This is a genomic window from Brucella ciceri (assembly GCF_041930145.1).
GTDB classification, from domain to species: Bacteria; Pseudomonadota; Alphaproteobacteria; order Rhizobiales; family Rhizobiaceae; genus Brucella; species Brucella intermedia.
Genome location: NZ_JBHEEV010000002.1, coordinates 442,429 through 459,539, shown reverse-complemented (window position 1 = coordinate 459,539; position 17,111 = coordinate 442,429). Strand labels below are relative to the sequence as shown.

The window sequence follows — 17,111 nt, the reverse complement described above, 5'->3', positions numbered from 1 at the left end:
TTCTATCGGTCGGGCAAAAGCCTTCTTTGCGATTTGGCAAAGACTGGAGCGTTTCCAGAAAAGCGCAGAACGGGAGATGGAACAGTTGTTTACAAGAGGATGCGGACAAGAATGGAACGTCCGAGCGCAAGCGCCAGCAGGAGCGCAGGCCAGGCCAGCAAGGCAGGCCTCAAAAGGCCGTCCGTCCCGCGCATCTCCATGAAGTCGAGGATGACGAACCAGCCCTTCGCGAAGGCGAGGATCAGAACGATGACGACGGCTGCGAGCATTCCTGCGCTGGTGGCTGCGATGAATGCGCCGCTCAGGGCAAGGAGAACGAGGACAATGAATGTTCGGGTGAGCGAAGAAGCGCGATCGGACACTGTGGGCCTCAGGCAAGGTAAAGGACAGGAAACATCACCAGCCATACGAGGTCGATGGCGTGCCAGAGCGTCGTGATCAGCAGGACATTGGATCGTGTCGGCCGCCATGCGACCAGCGCCAGCACCACCGACCCGAACAGCACATGCATCAGGTGAAAGCCGGTCAGCAGAAAATAAAGCTCGAAGAAGGAGCCCGCGGCATCATCGCCCGCGAACTCGATTTCATGCGAATATTCCACGAGCTTGATCGCCACGAAAACGAGACCGAAAAATGCGGCATATAAAAGCGGACGGCGAGCCTTGCTCAAATCGTTGCGCCTGCGCACGGCAATTGCCGCCTGCCAGCCGCTCATCAAAAGCACGACGGTGTTGGTTGCGGCGAGGGCTGGGCTCAGATGCGAACGCAGCTGCGTCACGCCTTCCACGTCGATGATCGACATCACCATGAAAGCGGTCAGCAGGATTGCGAAGGCGGCAAGCTCGCTCCACACCAGGATCCAGAGCAGGAGATCGTCTTCGGGGCGATCCTCCGAACCCGTTGCAACTATGGTCAAATCTTCGGTTCCAGACATGGAACATGCCTAGCGCCCGCAATCGGGAGCTTCTTTGCGTTTTGGCAAAGAACAAACGCACTGACCGGGCCAGTGTATCGCCACCATAGCAAAGGAAACTTCAATGACGGACGCACAGATCGGGCTCATCGTCGCGACACCGGCGATCATCGGTTTTTCACTGGTTCTCTATCGTATGGGAGCCTTGCAGGGCGCGGGCACCCTGTCCGCCGTTGCGGCTTCCATCGTAATTGCCGCCGTCCTTTTCCTCGGTCAGTAGGCGAGGGAGACGGGAGCCACGAATGCGCTGCCCGTCGTCCCGAATCTCTTTGAAAAGAAATATCTTTAAATATTTGTTTTGATTGAATTTTGCTTGGATTTCGGCGGCTGTTTTCGCTCGATTTTCAGGCGTTTTCCGCCGCCTTATCGCTCGCCATCGGCCAGCCGCCTGATGCCCGACATATTGAGAACGGTCAGTTTCTGGCGTCCGCCGCGAACAAATCCCTGTCCTTCCCAGCCGGTGAGAATGCGCGACACCGTATGCAGCGTCGTCCCGGTCATTTCGGCGATATCCTGCTTCGTGATCGGGAAATCGATGCGGATACCGTCTTCCTCTTTCCGTCCGGCCTGACGCGCGAGGCGCAGAACCGTGTGCGCGACACGCCGCTCGACTTCTTCCGTCGACATTTCGCGGATGCGCGTATGGGCTTCTTCCAGTCGCTTGCCGATGGTCTGGATCGCATTCATCGCCAGACCGGGATTCTGCTCGACGAAATAGTCCCAAAGCTCGGTTGGCCAGGCGAGAACGATGCTCTCCGCCACGGCGACCGCCGTGCCGGGATAATCGCTTCTCTGCAAGGCGCGCGCAAAGCCGAAAAGGTCGCCCGGATGCACCATGCGGACGATGATCTGCTGTCCGTCCGGCGTCACCTGATTGACCTTCAATCGCCCGTGCAGGAGCAGATAGAACAGGACGGCATCGTCGCCCTGTTCAAAAATCGCCTCTCCGGGCAGAACGCGCTTTGTGGTTGCATATGAAACAAGCTTGTCGAGTTCGCCATCACTCATTTTGGCGAACAGGGACAGTTTCCTGACAAGTCCGCGATCTATCATGGACATTGCATTTTCTCACACTCCAAGACCCATGTTCACCTTAGCACAGCACAGCGGGCTTGGAATTGTTTTCGCAGCCGGGGACCGGGCATTCACAGCTCATGCACCTATGTTCTGGATACGCTTCCACACCACGGCATACCAGCGGTTGTCACGCACCAGCCTGAAACCGAGATTGTCGGGCGGGACGCCGACGCTGCATCCTCCGGTTTTCGGGTTGCGGATAAACGAGCTCATCGCCGCGCGGTGCTTGCCATTGACCACATAAACCCCGCACGACGGCACTTCCGCAACCTGCTTGCCATAGGCATCGATATTGACGCGGCGGTGGCAGGTCTGCGTCCATTCCCACACATTGCCTGCAATGTCGGCTACTCCCAGTTCGTTGACGCCGAAGGCACCGGCGGGGCGTCGCGCGGGGCTTCTGTCCAGCTTGCGGGCGCTCTGTTTCTCATAATCCCTCAGCCAGCGGATTGCAGGATTGCTTGCGGCATCGTCCTCGATGCCAAGCGCATCGTCGGGAAAGCGCGACCCTGCGGCGAAAGCCCACTGCTCGTCCGTCGGCAGGTGCCAGTTTTCGCCGGTCTTGCGCGACAGCCAGTCGGCATAGGCCAGTGCATCATCGTAACTCACGCCGACGACCGGCGCCTCGGCAGCCGATGCATCGTGATTGTGCGGCAGGGCCTCGGCAGGCTGGCATGCGCCATCCTCCACACAAAGCTCGTAGTCGGCCGTGCCGACCTGATATTTCATGATCTCGAATGGCCGTGACAGCCTGCGCGTCGTCAACGGGGCATCGACGGGGTAATTGTTCTTCTGGAAGTCGCCATCGGCCCGATAGGTCATGGTGCGGGGCGTAATGACAACCGTTTCGGGACGCAGCGCGGATGCGCCCGGCAGCGATTGACCCGGACGTCCTACGGCGTCAACGACGAACAGCCCCGCCACAACTGCCAGCAGAACCGCCGGAACGGCCACCGCAAGCTCTCGCAGGCACTTCTTTCCTTTGCATTTGTTCATCGGATAACAGGGGACCGCATCCATCCGGGAGGCAGGCGGATGCAGCCCCGAGCCTTTCTTTGCAAAGCAACAGTTGGGGAAGATTTGCCAAAGGCGCTCCGGGAGGCGAAGCGCCTTCGTGCATTGGCCTTATGTGCCCGACGGGGCCAGAACCGATGTCATCAGGTCGTCGTTCCATTCACCCGTGACCTTGAAGTGGGCTGCTGCGCCAAGTTCAAAGGCCTCGATCAGGTTGTGGTTCACATAGGCATAGATGCCGGGCTGCTGGAACGTATAGAAAGCTGCTCCGGCTGCACCGCCCGGAATGAACCAGGTTTCCTGATCAACATCGGGCGGCGTGTTGAACTTGCCGGTCGACCAGACATAATCTCCGTGACCTCCGATGAGGTGCGGTCTGGTATCGCGATTGGCCTGCGAATGGACGATCAGGACCTTCTCGCCAACCGCCGCCGTCATCGCCTTGTCGCCCGTCAGTGCGCCGACCGCGCCGTTGAACACGACATGGGTCGGGGTGAGGGTGCGCATGACCTTGACGGTGTCTTCATATGCGTCGCCCGGCGCGTCATACTTCTTGAATTTCCCGTTCTCGTCACGCGGCACATAGAAATCCTGCTCCCCGACATAATAAATCTTGTCGTAGGTCAGGGCCTTGCCCTTGCCGTCATGCAATCCCTCGCGCGGCAGCACCATGATCGCGCCGTTCATGCCCGAGACGACATGCCAGGGAACCATTCCGGGAGGTGCGCAGTGATAGACGAAGACGCCGGGCTTGGTCGCCTTGAAGCGCAGGATGGTCTTTTCCCCCGGATTGATTTCCGTCAGCCCGCCGCCGCCAAGCGCACCCGTTGCGGCGTGGAAATCGATATTGTGCATCAGCGTGTTGGTTTCGGGGTTGATGAGCGTCAGCTCGACATAATCGTCCTGATGCACCACCATCAGCGGTCCCGGAACCGTGCCGTTGAATGCCATGGCGTGAACTTCGGTTCCCGCGTCATCGATGACGATCTTCTTTTCCTCGATCACCATGGTGAATTCAATCACCTTTGGGCCACCCTCGGCAACCTGGGTGTGGGCGTGCACGAAGGGAGGGTCCACCAACTCCACCTTCTGGCGCGGCAGCGCCGCAATCTCCGCAGCACTTGCCTTTCTCACCGCGCCCTGTCCCCAGGCCGATGTTGTTGCCAGCACCGGCGCAAGCGCCCCTGCGAGGGCGGCTCCCGCCAATATGCTGCGGCGGCTGATTTGCATCTGGTCGACCATCGATACTCTCCTTTACGATAGGACCGAGCATTTCCTGCTCTGTCATGCCGACTATAGAAAAGGCCGTGTGGATGGTCCTTGACTGCGATCAAGGTGATGCAGAAAATCGGGTAATATTAACCACACAATATCAATAGCTTATCTTCAGTTCTTGATTTATGTTCCGCCTTGTTTGCGCTGGCGCAAAGGCTTTTTGACAAAGGGTTCCGCCCAAAGAGAAACCAGCGAACAGTCTGGCGCCATTCGCTGGTTTCGATGAGGGGTTTGCGTGACCTTGGATTACTCGCCAAATCGGGCCTGTACTTCAGGCGCTGCCATCTCGGGCATCCACTCCGGTTCATAGGTCAGCTCGACATTCACCGCCCGAATGCCTTCGACAGATTCGACGCTGGCGCGCACGGCATCGGTCAGAAAACCGGCTGCGGGGCAACCGGGCGTCGTTGTCGTCATGCTGATATCGACCTTGCCGCCATCATCTATGTCGATGCTGTAGATCATGCCGAGATCGATCAGGTTGAAACCGAGTTCGGGATCGAGCACCAGACGCAGACTGTCGATGATCTGCTGCTCCAGCCGGGCATGGGCTATGTGCTGCATGGCATCTACCCCGGCTCTCCGACGCGGATCATGATGCGATAGGCATTGCCGGTTTCATCGAAATTGCCGACCCATGCATGGCCGCGTTTTTCAAGCTCGGGAAACAGGAACAAAGGCTCCCGGTGCAGGAGGGCGAACAGAACCGCACCGGCGGGCATATCCTCCACTTCGGCCAGAATGCGCACCATGGGTTCCGGCGGCTGCATGTCTGAGCAGTCGAGATAGCGCGATGGCTCCGGCCAGACATCCGGCGAAACGACGTTCTCGGAAAACTGCAACTCCGGCGCAGCATCCGCCGCCGGGCTGAAAAGCACCTGCCAGTCGCCGTTTTCCAGAGGCTCGGCCTTTGCCGAAAAGCCTTTCCGCTCCATGACGCTGAAAAGCGGTGCCGGTTTGAACGGCGCGATCAGCAGGAGGCCTTGTCCCGGCGCAAGGCCATCGACTGCTTCCATGATGGCGTTGAACGGTTCCACGCCGCCCTTGATCAGCGGGCGCACGTCCAGCACATGGTGTGCGATGTCCTGAACTGAGAGTGTCATTTCGATCTCCTGAAGATTGGTTCACCGGCATAGATCAGATGCGGCAGGGTTGCCCCTTTTGGCAGACGCAGGCCGTGCGGTACATCAAGAAGCCGCCGGGCGCGAAAGAATTGCACGGTCAATGCGAGTATGGCGGCGAGACTTAAGGCTACGGCAAGGCGAAACACGGTCGGATAACCGGCGATCAGGGCCAGCGTCGCGACAGCAACGCCGCTATAATAAAGAGCGAACCATTGGCGGGCGCGCCCCTCGCTGACCATATCCTGCACGCGCGGCGTCGGTGCGCGTCCCATCACTGGGCCATAACATTCGAGCCAGGTCAGGAAGGGTATGATCTTGTAGAGCTGGGCAAGGCTCAGGCCGGAGAGCCAGCCAAAGGTGAACAGATAGACCAGACCGGCAATCATCCGGTCGGAGACCTCTGTCCAGAAAAGGGCGATAGCCAGCAGCAGCGAAAGCCCCAGCGCGATGAAGGCCGGAATGCTGGCCGCGCTGTTCAGCTCAATCGTCTTGCGTTTGCGCTGCCGGTAGATCGCGCGGATATCGACGATATAAAGCGCGATGCAGGCAATGCCGGGAACGAGAGCCGCCGTGACGGCAATTTCGGTCGATCCCGTTTCCAGCGCTGCGATGACGATCCCGGCTGCAAGGATGGTCAGGGCGGCAGCGCCTTCCCACCATATGATTCTGGTTGTTTGCCGCACGGCGTCGGGCGACAGCATGAACATTGTCAAAAGCCTGTAGCTGACGCCCATGGCGGTAAAGGTCATCCAGCCGCCAAGACCAAGCGCGGCGTGAACCGGCAATGCCGATCCCGTAATATCGAGCAGGACGGCCTGCTCAGTAAAGCCGGACAGCGCGAAGGTGAAAATACTGCCAAGCAGTGCCGTTATCAGAAGACAACAGATGCCTGCCGCGACGAACCGCGCAGGCAGGGCGATCGGGCGGGCAAGCCAGAGCGTCATGCCCAATATTGCGAAAATGAGGGAAAATCCGCAGGTCAGCAACATGCCCGAGACCGGCAGCAGCCATGCCGGGCTTTCCGTCAGCCCCGCCATGCCCGCAAAGCCGACAAGCAGGCCGGAAAGGCCCGTCACCAGCAGAAGCAAGGCGGGGAGGCTTGCACCGCTTCCCCATAAGGGGCGGTTCACCAGAACCGGGACGAATTGCAGCAGTGCGCCGCTCATCAGCAGGGCCAGCCAGCCGATGGAAACGGCATGCACGACGATGAGCGTTTCGGCGGCGCGAATCCCATGAACCGGAAAGCCGAAACCACCCGCCATCAATCCAAGCCCGAAGACGAGGAAAGCCAGCGAAGCGGTAAAATAGGACAGGGTCCAACGGGAAAGCGTCGCGCCGATCATCTCAATTCGTCCCGGACATGGGTCTGCAAGACTTCAGTGATTGCCGCAGCTGCATTCATGGTCTGCGCCATGATGGATTTTCCGGCGGCCGATCTCGACGCGCCATAGTGGGCCGGTTTCCTTGTAGACCCAGGAGAAGGCGCCCGGATTGCGGGTTTCGAGCTGACGGTGCAGCGGCACCGGATCGTGATCGTTGACGATTTCCAGCGCTTCGCCGGGCTCAAGCGCGTCGATCATCGCGAAGATCGTCGCATGCCGCGAAATCGGCGGTATGGTGCGGACATCGATTACGGGGGAGAGGGAGACAGGTTCTGCCGACATCTTGTTGTTCCGTGGCTGTCAGGCTTCGAAGCATGATGACGACAGCCGCATCATCATTGGAGCCATTCTAGAGTGACAGGCGAGAACCGGATTTGTTGTATCTCAAAGAAGACGGGAAATTTTCTGTCCGATATTTCATTCGTTCGGTGATGCGGGGCAGCGGCCTCTGCCGCTAGCCCCGCGCGTGATCCCCGAAACGGGATTACTGGGTGATTTCAGCCTCGACCAGCTTCTTCAGCTTTTCGAGGGATTCCTGCCAGCCGAGATAGCAGGCTTCAGCCGGAATTATATCCGGCACACCCTGCTGTTCGATATTGATTTCGGTGCCGACCGATACGGCTTTCAGCGAGATCGTGACTTTCATTTCGCCCGGCAGGTTCGGATCGTCGAAACTGTCCGTATAGACGAGCCTTTCTCCCGGAACGAGTTCGACATATGTGCCGCCGAATGAATGGCTTTCGCCCGTCGTAAAGTTCCGGAAAGACATTCTGTGCTTGCCGCCGACCTTTGCCTCCAGCTCATGGACGGTGCAGACAAAGCCATAGGGCGGCAGCCAGCTTGCCATGGCATCCGGCTCGATGAATGCGCGATAGACCTTTTCCGGCTTGGTGGCGAATACGCGGTGCAGGCGGATAGTGCTGGGCATGGTTTCCTCCCATTGTCGCTTTCAGCGGGTGTTGGCGGGGTGTTTGAAAAGCAGGCTTATATATCGCTTGAGATGATCGATGCTTTCGACCGCACGCTGCGGATCGCCGCTTGCCTTGGCGATGATGAAGGCACCCTGAATAACCGCCTGCGTATGAAGCGCGAGGCTTTCGGCGGTGAAATCACTGGCAACCGGATAGCGCTCCATCGCGGCTGCAATGTCGGGGACAAGCGTGTCCGCATGGCCTGAAATGCTGGCCCAGCAGGCATCCCTGATGACGGAGTTGGTCTCATAGACCTCCTGCGTCATGGTGCCGACGAGGCAGGTGAAGTCAGGCAGTTCGCCCTGAACGAGCTGCTTGCGCAACTCGACATAGGCCAGCACGCGCTCAAGCGGGTCTTCGGGAGCGTGATAGGCGGCATCCGCAAAAAGCGCGCCCGTTGTCTCCGACCAGTAGTTGGCGGCGGCAACGGCCAGATCTTCCTTGCTGGAGAAATGGTGAAAGAATGCGCCTTTCGACAGCGATGCCCTGGCGCAGATGTCATCGACCGACGTTGCGGCATAACCCTTGGTGCGAATAACGCCGAGCGCTGCATCAAGCAGATTGGACCGGGTCGATGGGTTCTGTTTGCGTGCCATTTTCGTACTCCCTGACTATATCATACCAACTGGTCGGTATTAAATCAAGGGGAGAACGAATCTGGTCCTTCGGGGCTCTGGAAGCGGGGAGGGTGTGGGAGGTGGAATGACTGCCGGTATTGCACCCATGGCGCAATACCGGCAGCGAATAGGCGCGGGCGGTCAGTCGATCTGGACGTTGGCATCCTTGACGACCGGCGTCCATTTGGCGATTTCGGCCCTCACATGCGCGGCGAGTTCTTCCGGTGTCGAGCCGACGATGGTGGCGCTGAATTCCTTCATGCGCTCCTTCACGGTTGGATCTTCCATGGCCTTGTTCGCGGCTTCATTGAGCTTGGCCACGACCTCGGGTGGGGTTCCAGCAGGTGCGAACAGCGCGTTCCATGTATAGGTCTCATAACCGGGGATCGTCTCTGCGATCGTCGGCACATCGGGGAAGGACGGCGCGCGCTCCTTGGTGGTGACGCCGAGGGCCTTCAATGTACCGCCCTTCATATGCGACGAGGAGGAGGGCAGGTTGTCGAACATGATCGGAACCTGATTGCCGATGACGTCATTGAGAGCGGGGCCGGACCCTTTGTAGGGTATGTGCTGCATCGAAACGCCGGCCATCTTCTTGAAAAGCTCGCCCGACAGATGCAGCGGCGTGCCGTTGCCGGACGAGGCATAGCTGTATTTTTCCGGCTCGGCTTTCAGCAGGTCGACAAGTTCCTTGACGGAGTTCACCGGAAGCTCCGGATTGACCACCAGCACATTGGGAACGATCACCAGAAGCGAGATCGGAGCGAAGTCCTTTTCCGCGTCATAAGGCTTGGTCTTCAGAATCAGCGGATTGAGCGCGTGCGTCGCCACGGTGCCCATCAGAATCGTATAGCCGTCCGGGTCGGCCCGCGCGACATTCGCAGCGCCAAGGCTGCCACCGCCGCCGCCGACATTCTGGATAATGACCTGCTGGCCGAGAATCTCCGACATTTTTGCCGCGATGACGCGGGCAACCACGTCCGTCGAGCCGCCAGCCGCAAACGGCACGACCATGGTCACCACCCGGTCTGGAAATGTCTGTGAACGGGCAGGGCTGCCAAGTGCGAATGCTGACAGGATGGAAAGGCCGAGCGCGAGGCCCGCGCGCCGTGTGATCCGATAAGCCGACATATATTCTCCTCCCAATGTCGAAACTCAATTGAAATGTCCGAAAGTAGAAACCTGCTTCGGAAAAATGCGATGCGTACAAACAGAGAGATAAAGCGCCCGTCGAAGTAGTTTCCGGGCCGGGCATCTGGATATGACCGGGATCGATTGTCGGTATGATTGTCTTTTATTGAACTCCGGTCCGGTTTCAGTGAACTACGTCACTTGCCTGAAAGCAAGCAACGAGATTCTAGCGCTTTAGTAGCGGAGAAACAGGCACTCTCCGTCGCGGGTGGCGATGATTCTGGAAACCGGACTGATTCCGGGGCCATGGCGGCGCTTGTGGATAAGTTTGATGTCATTGAAAATGCCCGGAAAACAGGCGTTCCGCAGCAAAATCGAAAATTCTTATCCTTTCTTCATGACCCTTGCTTGACACTTGTCCGAGAACCCCTTAAACGACCGCTCACACCGGACGGAAACGCCGGTGCGACGCAGCCGCAAGGTTGCCGAGAAATGCGCGGGTGTAGCTCAGTTGGTTAGAGTGCCGGCCTGTCACGCCGGAGGTCGCGGGTTCGAGCCCCGTCACTCGCGCCACTTTCCTCTCAACAAATCGATAGATTGAACGTTGACACGAAAGTGGCGCCCACCGCCGTTTCACTTCTTTTCATCCAGCATTTTCAGCAAAAGTGCGAAGCGGTTTTGCGTAGGATAATGCGCAGAAAAAGAGCAAGCATTTCCAGCAAAAGTGCGAAGCGGTTTTGCGCGGGATAATGCGCAAGAGCAAGCATTTCCAGAAAAAGTGCGAAGCGGTTTTGCGCGGGATAATGCGCAGAAAAAGAACAAGCATTTCCATTGATTCAATTTAACTGGGAATGCTCGAAATTGCTGACATTGCACGGGCGTTGAAACGTCCTGTGAATGATTTTTCCAATATCGCAAATCTTCTCCAAACACGCGCTTGACACTTGTTCGAGAACCCCTTAAACGACCGCTCACACCGGACGGAAACGCCGGTGCGACGCAGCCTCAGGGCTGCCGAGAAATGCGCGGGTGTAGCTCAGTTGGTTAGAGTGCCGGCCTGTCACGCCGGAGGTCGCGGGTTCGAGCCCCGTCACTCGCGCCACTTTCCTCTCAACAAATCGATAGATTGAACGTTGACACGAAAGTGGCGCCGGACCGCCTTCTTCAGGAAAATCGTGGAATTGCCGAACCGTGGGCCTGCTACTTGGAAAATTGTTTCCAGGACAGATAGGCAACCGACAGGATGATCGCCGCAATGACAAGAAGATCGCCGCTGGCGAGCAGATAGTGGCTCATGCGTGATCTCCTTTCGCTGCTATGGCCGACAATGCATCCATGATAGCCGGGCATCCATGATAGCCGGTGCGAATGCGATCTGAAGGCATTGCTTCGCAAACCCATTGCCATCCGGCATGTTTCCATTCCAACTTTCACCGCAAACGCGAACGGAATTTTCCATCATTCACGCAAGCCGTCCTCCGCCTTAAATCGCGGCGGCGGAAAACCTGCCACCTGACCATGCATTGCCAAGGACCCGATTTCCTGTTTTCAATCGCGCGGAACCGGATGACAGGAACGGATCGCTGCGACGATGACCCGACACGCTCTTCTTGGTGTGCTTGCAACGTTTTTGATTCTTGCCGGCTGTGACACGCCGCGCGCCGTGTTGTGGCACGGTCCCAATTCGAGCCCGCAATCGGTGGCGGCGGCGGAAGCCGCCATTATCAAACCGGCGAAACCGGCGGCTGTGGTTCCCATCTATGTTGCAACGAGCCGCCAGCGCTCCGACGATTTCTCGCAGCCCTACAATTCAAATCGCTCCAAGACGCTCAATTTCGCGCAGGTCGATGTCGGCATTCCGGCGGCCCATGTGAAAGGGCAGGTGGAGTCGACCGGCTACAAGCCCGACCCGGCCAAAAATTTCGCGGCAACCGCATTCCAGCCATACGAGGATGCGGAGCAGTTTCTCGCACAATTGAATGCCGCCCTTGCGAGGCAGGGGCCGAAGGACAGGGAAATCCTGATCTTCGTGCATGGCTACAACAATAATTTTGCCGACAGCACATTCCGCACCGCGCAGTTCGTCCATGATTACAAGATGAAGTCGGTGGCGGTCGAATATGCCTGGCCGTCCGGCGGCGATCTGGGCCTTTATGTCTATGATCGAGACAGCGCGGACTTTGCGCGGGATGGTCTGGCCCGGTTGCTCGAACTTGTCGCCCGCAGCAAGGCCGAGCGCGTTGTGCTCGTCGGCCACTCGATGGGCGGCTTCGTCACCATGGAGGCTTTGAGAACCCTGTCCCTGCGTGGCGAAAAGCATGTGCTGCGCCGCATCACCGCGCTGTTGCTCGCGGCACCGGATATCGATCTCGACGTCTTTGAAAAGCAGATAAGGGACATCGACCCAATGCCGCGTCCGACAGCGGTAATGACATCGCGCAGCGATCGGGCGCTGGGCGTCTCGTCCTTCATCACGGGCGGCCATGCGCGGGTAGGGGACGGCACCAGCATTCCGATACTTCAGAAATACGGGATCGCGGTGATCGACGCGACCGATCTGGATGGCGGCGCGCATAATGTCTTTGCATCCTCGCCGTCGCTCATGGCTCTGGTCAGCGACGGCACGCTCTCGCTTAACGCCCTGAACGGGCGCGAGAACCGGACGACGGGGCAGGCGGTGCTGGCGGACGGCGCTTCGGCGATCAAGGGAGCCGCATCGCTCGTGCTCTATCTGCCGGGCCGGCTGGTGGGGGCGGCGGGCTCCGCTGGTCCGTAAACGCATTTTCAGGCGGGGGACTGGATCGCCGGTTTCCACCCACGAAGTCGTGGGCAATTGATTCTCGCGGAGGATTGCCGGACGGCGCGGACCGGGCGACTTTTCCTCACGAAATTATGATCTTTTCATGTTATAGGGGTTTTAAGGGGGATAAGCGGGCCGGATGCATGGCTTGTTAAGCATCTTGGTTCGACTTTGCCCAATAGATCGTGCCGGAGGGGTTGCGCTTGCGCACGCGCTGCGATAACCGTCCCGGCGAAAAGCGCTTAGTTCGCACGGCATGCCTTTTGAAGCTGCTTGGGGCGACGGGGTTGCAACAGATGCAATGTGTCGCATGGTCGTCAGCTCCAAAAAGCTTATGACAGGCGGCGCAGCCTCGTATTCAAGCCGGATAAAGGACCATGAACGAGCTTTTAAGTTCCTACCTGCCGATCGTCATCTTCCTCGGCATCGCGATGGTAATTGGCGTAGCCCTTCTGGTTGCGCCGTTTCTTGTCGCTTACAGACAGCCCGACCCCGAAAAGCTTTCTGCTTACGAGTGCGGCTTCAATGCCTTCGATGACGCCCGTATGAAGTTCGACATCCGTTTCTATCTGGTGTCGATTCTCTTCATTATCTTCGATCTGGAAGTCGCCTTCCTTTTCCCGTGGGCCGTGTCCTTCGGTGAAATCGGCTGGTTCGGCTTCGCGTCGATGATGGTGTTCCTTGGCGTTCTGACCATCGGCTTCATTTATGAATGGAAGAAGGGAGCGCTGGAATGGGATTGACCTCAGCCAACACAACGCTCGTGGCTCCGCAGCCGAAGGGCATTCTTGACCCGCGCACGGGCAAGCCTGTCGGTTCCGACGATGCATTCTTCAACGATCTGAACAGCGAGCTTTCCGACAAGGGATTCATCGTCACCTCCGCTGACGCTCTGATTACCTGGGCGCGTACCGGCTCGCTGATGTGGATGACCTTCGGTCTGGCATGCTGCGCCGTGGAAATGATGCACATTTCCATGCCGCGCTACGACGCCGAACGCTTCGGTATCGCTCCGCGCGCTTCACCGCGTCAGTCCGACGTGATGATCGTCGCCGGCACGCTGACCAACAAGATGGCGCCCGCCCTGCGCAAGGTCTACGACCAGATGCCGGAGCCGCGTTACGTTATCTCGATGGGTTCCTGCGCCAATGGCGGCGGCTACTACCACTATTCCTATTCGGTGGTGCGTGGCTGCGATCGCGTGGTTCCGGTCGATATCTACGTTCCGGGCTGCCCTCCGACCGCTGAGGCTCTGCTCTACGGCATTCTTATGCTGCAGAAGAAGATCCGCCGCACCGGCACCATTGAACGCTAAGGCCGAAGAAAAGGACATTTGATCATGAGCGAAGAAGCTCTCGGTGAACTTTCCGGCTACATCAAGGAACGTCTCGGCGATGCGATCGAAGAGGCGAAGCTTGCCTATGGCGAGCTGACCCTGTCGGTTCCGGTTGCCAGCATCATCAGCGTTCTGACCTTCCTGCGCGACGATGTGCAGTGCCAGTTCGTCAACCTGACGGATATTTCGGGCGTCGACTATCCGCAGCGCGCCAAGCGCTTCGATGTCGTCTACCAGCTCATGTCTCCGCGCCAGAACCAGCGCATCCGTGTCAAGGTTCAGGCTGATGAGGACACGCTGGTGCCGTCCGCGGTTCCGGTCTTCGTCGGCGCCGAATGGTTCGAGCGCGAAACCTACGACATGTACGGCGTCCTGTTCTCCGGCCATCCGGACCTGCGCCGCATCCTGACCGACTACGGTTTCGAAGGCCATCCGCTGCGCAAGGACTTCCCGCTCACCGGTTTCGTTGAAGTTCGTTACAACAACGAGCTGAAGCGCGTCGCCTACGAGCCTGTGCAGCTGCGTCAGGAGTTCCGCAACTTCGACTTCCTCTCGCCATGGGAAGGAACGGACTACGTTCTGCCGGGCGACGAGAAAGCCAAGGCGAACTGAGGACATACTCATGGGCGCAGGCGAGAGATTGAACGGTCAATGTCTTTGCGGAGCGGTGAAGTTCACCGCTGTTCCGGCAAAGATGGAAATGGATGTCTGCCATTGCAGCATGTGCCGGCGTTGGTCGGGCGGTGCTTTCATGGCCGTCAACTGCGGCACTTCGGTCGAAATCGAAGACGAAGCTGCCCTCTCGACCTATTCGTCTTCGGAATGGGGCGAACGCCGCTTCTGCTCGAAGTGCGGTTCGTCGCTGTTCTGGCGCGGTGTCCATGATGGAATGATGGTCGTTTCGATGCAGGCTTTTGCCGAACCGGAACGTTTTCATTTCGCCGAAGAAATCTTCATCGATAACAAGCCTGCGAATTACGATTTTGCCAACGACACCCACCGGATGACCGGCGAGGAGTTCTTGGCGGCTCTTGCAGCCAAACAGGAAGCTGAACATGGCTGAGACTCAGGTCCGCAATTTCAATATCAACTTCGGTCCGCAGCACCCTGCCGCGCACGGCGTGCTGCGTCTGGTGCTTGAGCTCGACGGCGAAGTGGTCGAGCGCGTCGATCCGCATATCGGTCTGCTGCATCGCGGCACCGAAAAGCTGATGGAAGCCAAGACCTATCTTCAGGCCCTGCCTTATCTCGACCGCCTCGACTACGTGGCGCCGATGAACCAGGAACACGCCTATGCGCTCGCCGTCGAACGCCTGCTGGGCATCGACGTGCCGAAGCGCGGCCAGCTCATCCGCGTTCTCTATTCGGAAATCGGCCGTATCCTGAACCACCTTCTCAACGTCACCACGCAGGCCATGGACGTTGGCGCGCTGACGCCGCCGCTCTGGGGCTTCGAGGAACGCGAAAAGCTGATGGTGTTCTACGAACGCGCCTGCGGCGCGCGCATGCACGCAGCCTATTTCCGTCCGGGCGGCGTCCATCAGGACCTGCCGGACCAGCTCGTCGAAGACATCGGCAAATGGATCGATCCATTCTTCAAGACGCTCAACAATCTCGACGACCTCATCACGCCGAACCGTATTTTCAAGCAGCGTAACGTCGATATCGGCGTCGTGAAGCTGGAAGACGCTTGGGCATGGGGCTTCTCGGGCGTCATGGTTCGCGGTTCGGGTGCAGCATGGGATCTGCGCAAGTCGCAGCCATATGAGTGCTACAACGAGATGGAATTCGACATTCCGGTCGGCAAGAACGGCGACTGCTATGACCGCTACCTGATCCGCATGGAAGAAATGCGCCAGTCGGCGAAGATCATGCGCCAGTGCGTTGACCTGCTCCTCGGCAAGGAACGCGTCGGTCCGGTTTCCAACGCCGACAACAAGATCGTGCCGCCGAAGCGCGGCGAGATGAAGCGCTCGATGGAAGCGCTCATCCATCACTTCAAGCTTTACACGGAAGGCTACCACGTGCCTGCCGGTGAAGTTTACGCAGCAGTTGAAGCGCCGAAGGGTGAATTTGGCGTCTTCCTCGTATCGGACGGCTCCAACAAGCCTTATCGCTGCAAGCTGCGCGCTCCGGGCTTTGCCCATCTTCAAGCCATGGATTTCCTGTGCCGCGGCCATATGCTGGCTGACGTGTCGGCAATTCTTGGCTCGCTCGATATCGTGTTTGGTGAGGTTGACCGCTGATGTCCGTTCGCCGTCTCGCAGATGATGCCGTCCAGCCAGCCGCTTTCGCGTTCAACGCGGAAAATCAGGCCTGGGCGCTCAAGACGATTGCAAAATTCCCCGAAGGCCGTCAGCAGTCGGCCGTCATTCCGTTGCTCATGCGTGCGCAGGAACAAGATGGCTGGGTCACGAAAGCTGCCATTGAACACGTTGCAGCCATGCTCGAAATGCCGCTGATCCGCGTTCTGGAAGTTGCGACCTTCTATACGCAGTTCCAGCTGAAGCCCGTCGGCACGCGCGCCCACATCCAGGTTTGCGGCACCACGCCTTGCATGCTGCGCGGTTCGGAAGCGCTGATGGATGTCTGCCGCCACAAGATCAACCACGACCCGTTCGAGCTCAACGCCGACGGCACGCTGTCGTGGGAAGAGGTGGAATGCCAGGGCGCCTGCGCCAATGCACCGATGGTCATGATCTTCAAGGACGCCTATGAAGACCTGACGCCGGAACGCCTTGCCGAAATCATCGACGCGTTTGAAGCCGGCAAGGGCGACACCGTCAAGCCGGGTCCGCAGATCGACCGTGAAACCTCCAATCCGCTCAATGGCCTGACGTCGCTGACGGAAGAGCTGGACTACAAGAAGATCGGCCTCGAAACCCGCAAGGCATCCGATGCCGCCGCTGCCAGGGCAAAGGCGGAAGCCGAAGCCAAGGCAAAGGCAGAAGCCGCGAATGTTCCGCCGTCCAACGCGGCAAAGCCCGTGACCAACGCGCCTGAAACCGCTCCGGCGCTCAAGTCGCCTTCGGAAGTCAAGGTTTCGAATGCAGCCGAAAAGGCCGCTTCCGTCGAAACCACGAAGGAATACAAGCTCGACGACAAGAACCGTCCCCAGCCCATGGAGCGGCCGGAAGTGGTCGACGACCTCAAGCTGATCTCGGGCGTCGGTCCGAAGATCGAGCAGACCCTGCACGAGCTTGGCATCTTCACCTTCAAGCAGGTCGCTGCATGGAAGAAGGCCGAGCGCGACTGGGTCGACGGCTATCTCAGCTTCCACGGTCGCATCGAGCGCGAAGACTGGATGAAGCAGGCCAAGGCTTTGGCCAAGGGCGGCGTCGAGGAATACATCAAGGTATTCGGAAAGAAGCCGGTATGATGACTTCGATATTGGCAAACACGAACGGAAAC

20 protein-coding genes and 2 tRNA genes are annotated in these 17,111 nt (G+C 58.6%); 10 read left to right on the top strand and 12 right to left on the bottom strand.

Annotation, left to right across the window (positions count from 1 at the left end; translation table 11 throughout):
* Positions 1-89: 89 nt before the first annotated feature.
* Together JNC63_RS05385 and JNC63_RS05380 are read right to left on the bottom strand one after the other, a co-directional pair.
* Entirely contained in the window at positions 90-362 is a 273-nt protein-coding gene (locus tag JNC63_RS05385; RefSeq protein WP_006466564.1) for a cytochrome C oxidase subunit IV family protein, read from the bottom strand.
* Between the two features lie 8 nt (positions 363-370).
* On the bottom strand, positions 371-934 hold the full coding sequence (locus tag JNC63_RS05380; protein ID WP_006466565.1) for a cytochrome c oxidase subunit 3 family protein: 564 nt from the start codon (positions 932-934) through the stop codon (positions 371-373).
* Between the two features lie 103 nt (positions 935-1,037).
* Between JNC63_RS05380 and JNC63_RS05375 the strand changes: the two genes are divergently transcribed.
* Positions 1,038-1,193, top strand: a complete 156-nt coding sequence (locus JNC63_RS05375) for a hypothetical protein (RefSeq protein ID WP_006466567.1) — start codon at positions 1,038-1,040, stop codon at positions 1,191-1,193.
* A 143-nt stretch (positions 1,194-1,336) separates the two neighbouring features.
* On the opposite strand, the gene JNC63_RS05370 is transcribed toward JNC63_RS05375, so the two are convergent.
* From JNC63_RS05370 to JNC63_RS05325, 10 genes are all read right to left on the bottom strand, one after another.
* Complete coding sequence (locus tag JNC63_RS05370) at positions 1,337-2,032, bottom strand: Crp/Fnr family transcriptional regulator (RefSeq protein WP_006466568.1); 696 nt, start codon at positions 2,030-2,032, stop codon at positions 1,337-1,339.
* A gap of 93 nt (positions 2,033-2,125) precedes the next feature.
* Positions 2,126-3,046, bottom strand: a complete 921-nt coding sequence (locus JNC63_RS05365; protein ID WP_006471815.1) for an SUMF1/EgtB/PvdO family nonheme iron enzyme — start codon at positions 3,044-3,046, stop codon at positions 2,126-2,128.
* A gap of 129 nt (positions 3,047-3,175) precedes the next feature.
* Positions 3,176-4,306 carry a copper-containing nitrite reductase gene (gene nirK / locus JNC63_RS05360; RefSeq protein ID WP_006466572.1) on the bottom strand — a complete coding sequence of 377 codons (1,131 nt, stop codon included), beginning with the start codon at positions 4,304-4,306 and terminating at the stop codon, positions 3,176-3,178.
* A 279-nt stretch (positions 4,307-4,585) separates the two neighbouring features.
* Positions 4,586-4,903 carry a metal-sulfur cluster assembly factor gene (locus JNC63_RS05355; protein WP_006466574.1) on the bottom strand — a complete coding sequence of 106 codons (318 nt, stop codon included), beginning with the start codon at positions 4,901-4,903 and terminating at the stop codon, positions 4,586-4,588.
* 5 nt (positions 4,904-4,908) lie between these two features.
* Positions 4,909-5,442 (bottom strand): DUF2249 domain-containing protein, encoded by a 534-nt coding sequence (locus JNC63_RS05350; RefSeq protein WP_006466576.1) that lies wholly within the window; start codon positions 5,440-5,442, stop codon positions 4,909-4,911.
* Positions 5,439-6,806, bottom strand: coding sequence for a hypothetical protein (locus tag JNC63_RS05345; RefSeq protein WP_006466578.1), 1,368 nt, complete (start codon positions 6,804-6,806; stop codon positions 5,439-5,441). Before JNC63_RS05345 ends, JNC63_RS05350 begins: the two co-directional genes overlap by 4 nt.
* Positions 6,807-6,839: 33 nt before the next feature.
* Positions 6,840-7,127 (bottom strand): DUF2249 domain-containing protein, encoded by a 288-nt coding sequence (locus tag JNC63_RS05340; RefSeq protein WP_006466579.1) that lies wholly within the window; start codon positions 7,125-7,127, stop codon positions 6,840-6,842.
* A 202-nt stretch (positions 7,128-7,329) separates the two neighbouring features.
* Positions 7,330-7,773 carry an SRPBCC family protein gene (locus JNC63_RS05335; RefSeq protein ID WP_006466580.1) on the bottom strand — a complete coding sequence of 148 codons (444 nt, stop codon included), beginning with the start codon at positions 7,771-7,773 and terminating at the stop codon, positions 7,330-7,332.
* Positions 7,774-7,794: 21 nt separating this feature from the next.
* Entirely contained in the window at positions 7,795-8,412 is a 618-nt protein-coding gene (locus tag JNC63_RS05330; RefSeq protein WP_006466581.1) for a TetR/AcrR family transcriptional regulator, read from the bottom strand.
* A 162-nt stretch (positions 8,413-8,574) separates the two neighbouring features.
* Positions 8,575-9,564, bottom strand: coding sequence for a Bug family tripartite tricarboxylate transporter substrate binding protein (locus JNC63_RS05325; protein ID WP_039852526.1), 990 nt, complete (start codon positions 9,562-9,564; stop codon positions 8,575-8,577).
* A 496-nt stretch (positions 9,565-10,060) separates the two neighbouring features.
* Here JNC63_RS05325 and JNC63_RS05320 point away from each other — a divergent pair.
* The 9 genes from JNC63_RS05320 (at position 10,061) to JNC63_RS05280 (ending at position 17,079) form a co-directional block, all read left to right on the top strand.
* Positions 10,061-10,137, top strand: a tRNA-Asp gene (locus tag JNC63_RS05320).
* A 452-nt stretch (positions 10,138-10,589) separates the two neighbouring features.
* Positions 10,590-10,666 (top strand) — tRNA-Asp (locus JNC63_RS05315).
* 489 nt (positions 10,667-11,155) lie between these two features.
* Entirely contained in the window at positions 11,156-12,340 is a 1,185-nt protein-coding gene (locus JNC63_RS05310; protein ID WP_006466587.1) for an alpha/beta hydrolase, read from the top strand.
* Between the two features lie 401 nt (positions 12,341-12,741).
* The gene (locus JNC63_RS05305; protein WP_006466588.1) at positions 12,742-13,107 is read left to right on the top strand and encodes an NADH-quinone oxidoreductase subunit A; all 366 of its coding nucleotides are present in this window, start codon (positions 12,742-12,744) and stop codon (positions 13,105-13,107) included.
* Positions 13,098-13,679, top strand: a complete 582-nt coding sequence (locus tag JNC63_RS05300) for a NuoB/complex I 20 kDa subunit family protein (RefSeq protein ID WP_006466589.1) — start codon at positions 13,098-13,100, stop codon at positions 13,677-13,679. The genes JNC63_RS05305 and JNC63_RS05300 overlap by 10 nt, the downstream gene beginning before the upstream one ends.
* Positions 13,680-13,703: 24 nt before the next feature.
* Positions 13,704-14,312, top strand: coding sequence for an NADH-quinone oxidoreductase subunit C (locus tag JNC63_RS05295; protein WP_006471810.1), 609 nt, complete (start codon positions 13,704-13,706; stop codon positions 14,310-14,312).
* A 10-nt stretch (positions 14,313-14,322) separates the two neighbouring features.
* Entirely contained in the window at positions 14,323-14,763 is a 441-nt protein-coding gene (locus JNC63_RS05290) for a GFA family protein (RefSeq protein ID WP_006471809.1), read from the top strand.
* The gene (locus tag JNC63_RS05285; protein ID WP_006471808.1) at positions 14,756-15,946 is read left to right on the top strand and encodes an NADH-quinone oxidoreductase subunit D; all 1,191 of its coding nucleotides are present in this window, start codon (positions 14,756-14,758) and stop codon (positions 15,944-15,946) included. Before JNC63_RS05290 ends, JNC63_RS05285 begins: the two co-directional genes overlap by 8 nt.
* Positions 15,946-17,079, top strand: a complete 1,134-nt coding sequence (locus tag JNC63_RS05280) for an NADH-quinone oxidoreductase subunit E (protein WP_006466592.1) — start codon at positions 15,946-15,948, stop codon at positions 17,077-17,079. The genes JNC63_RS05285 and JNC63_RS05280 overlap by 1 nt, the downstream gene beginning before the upstream one ends.
* Positions 17,080-17,111: the final 32 nt, after the last annotated feature.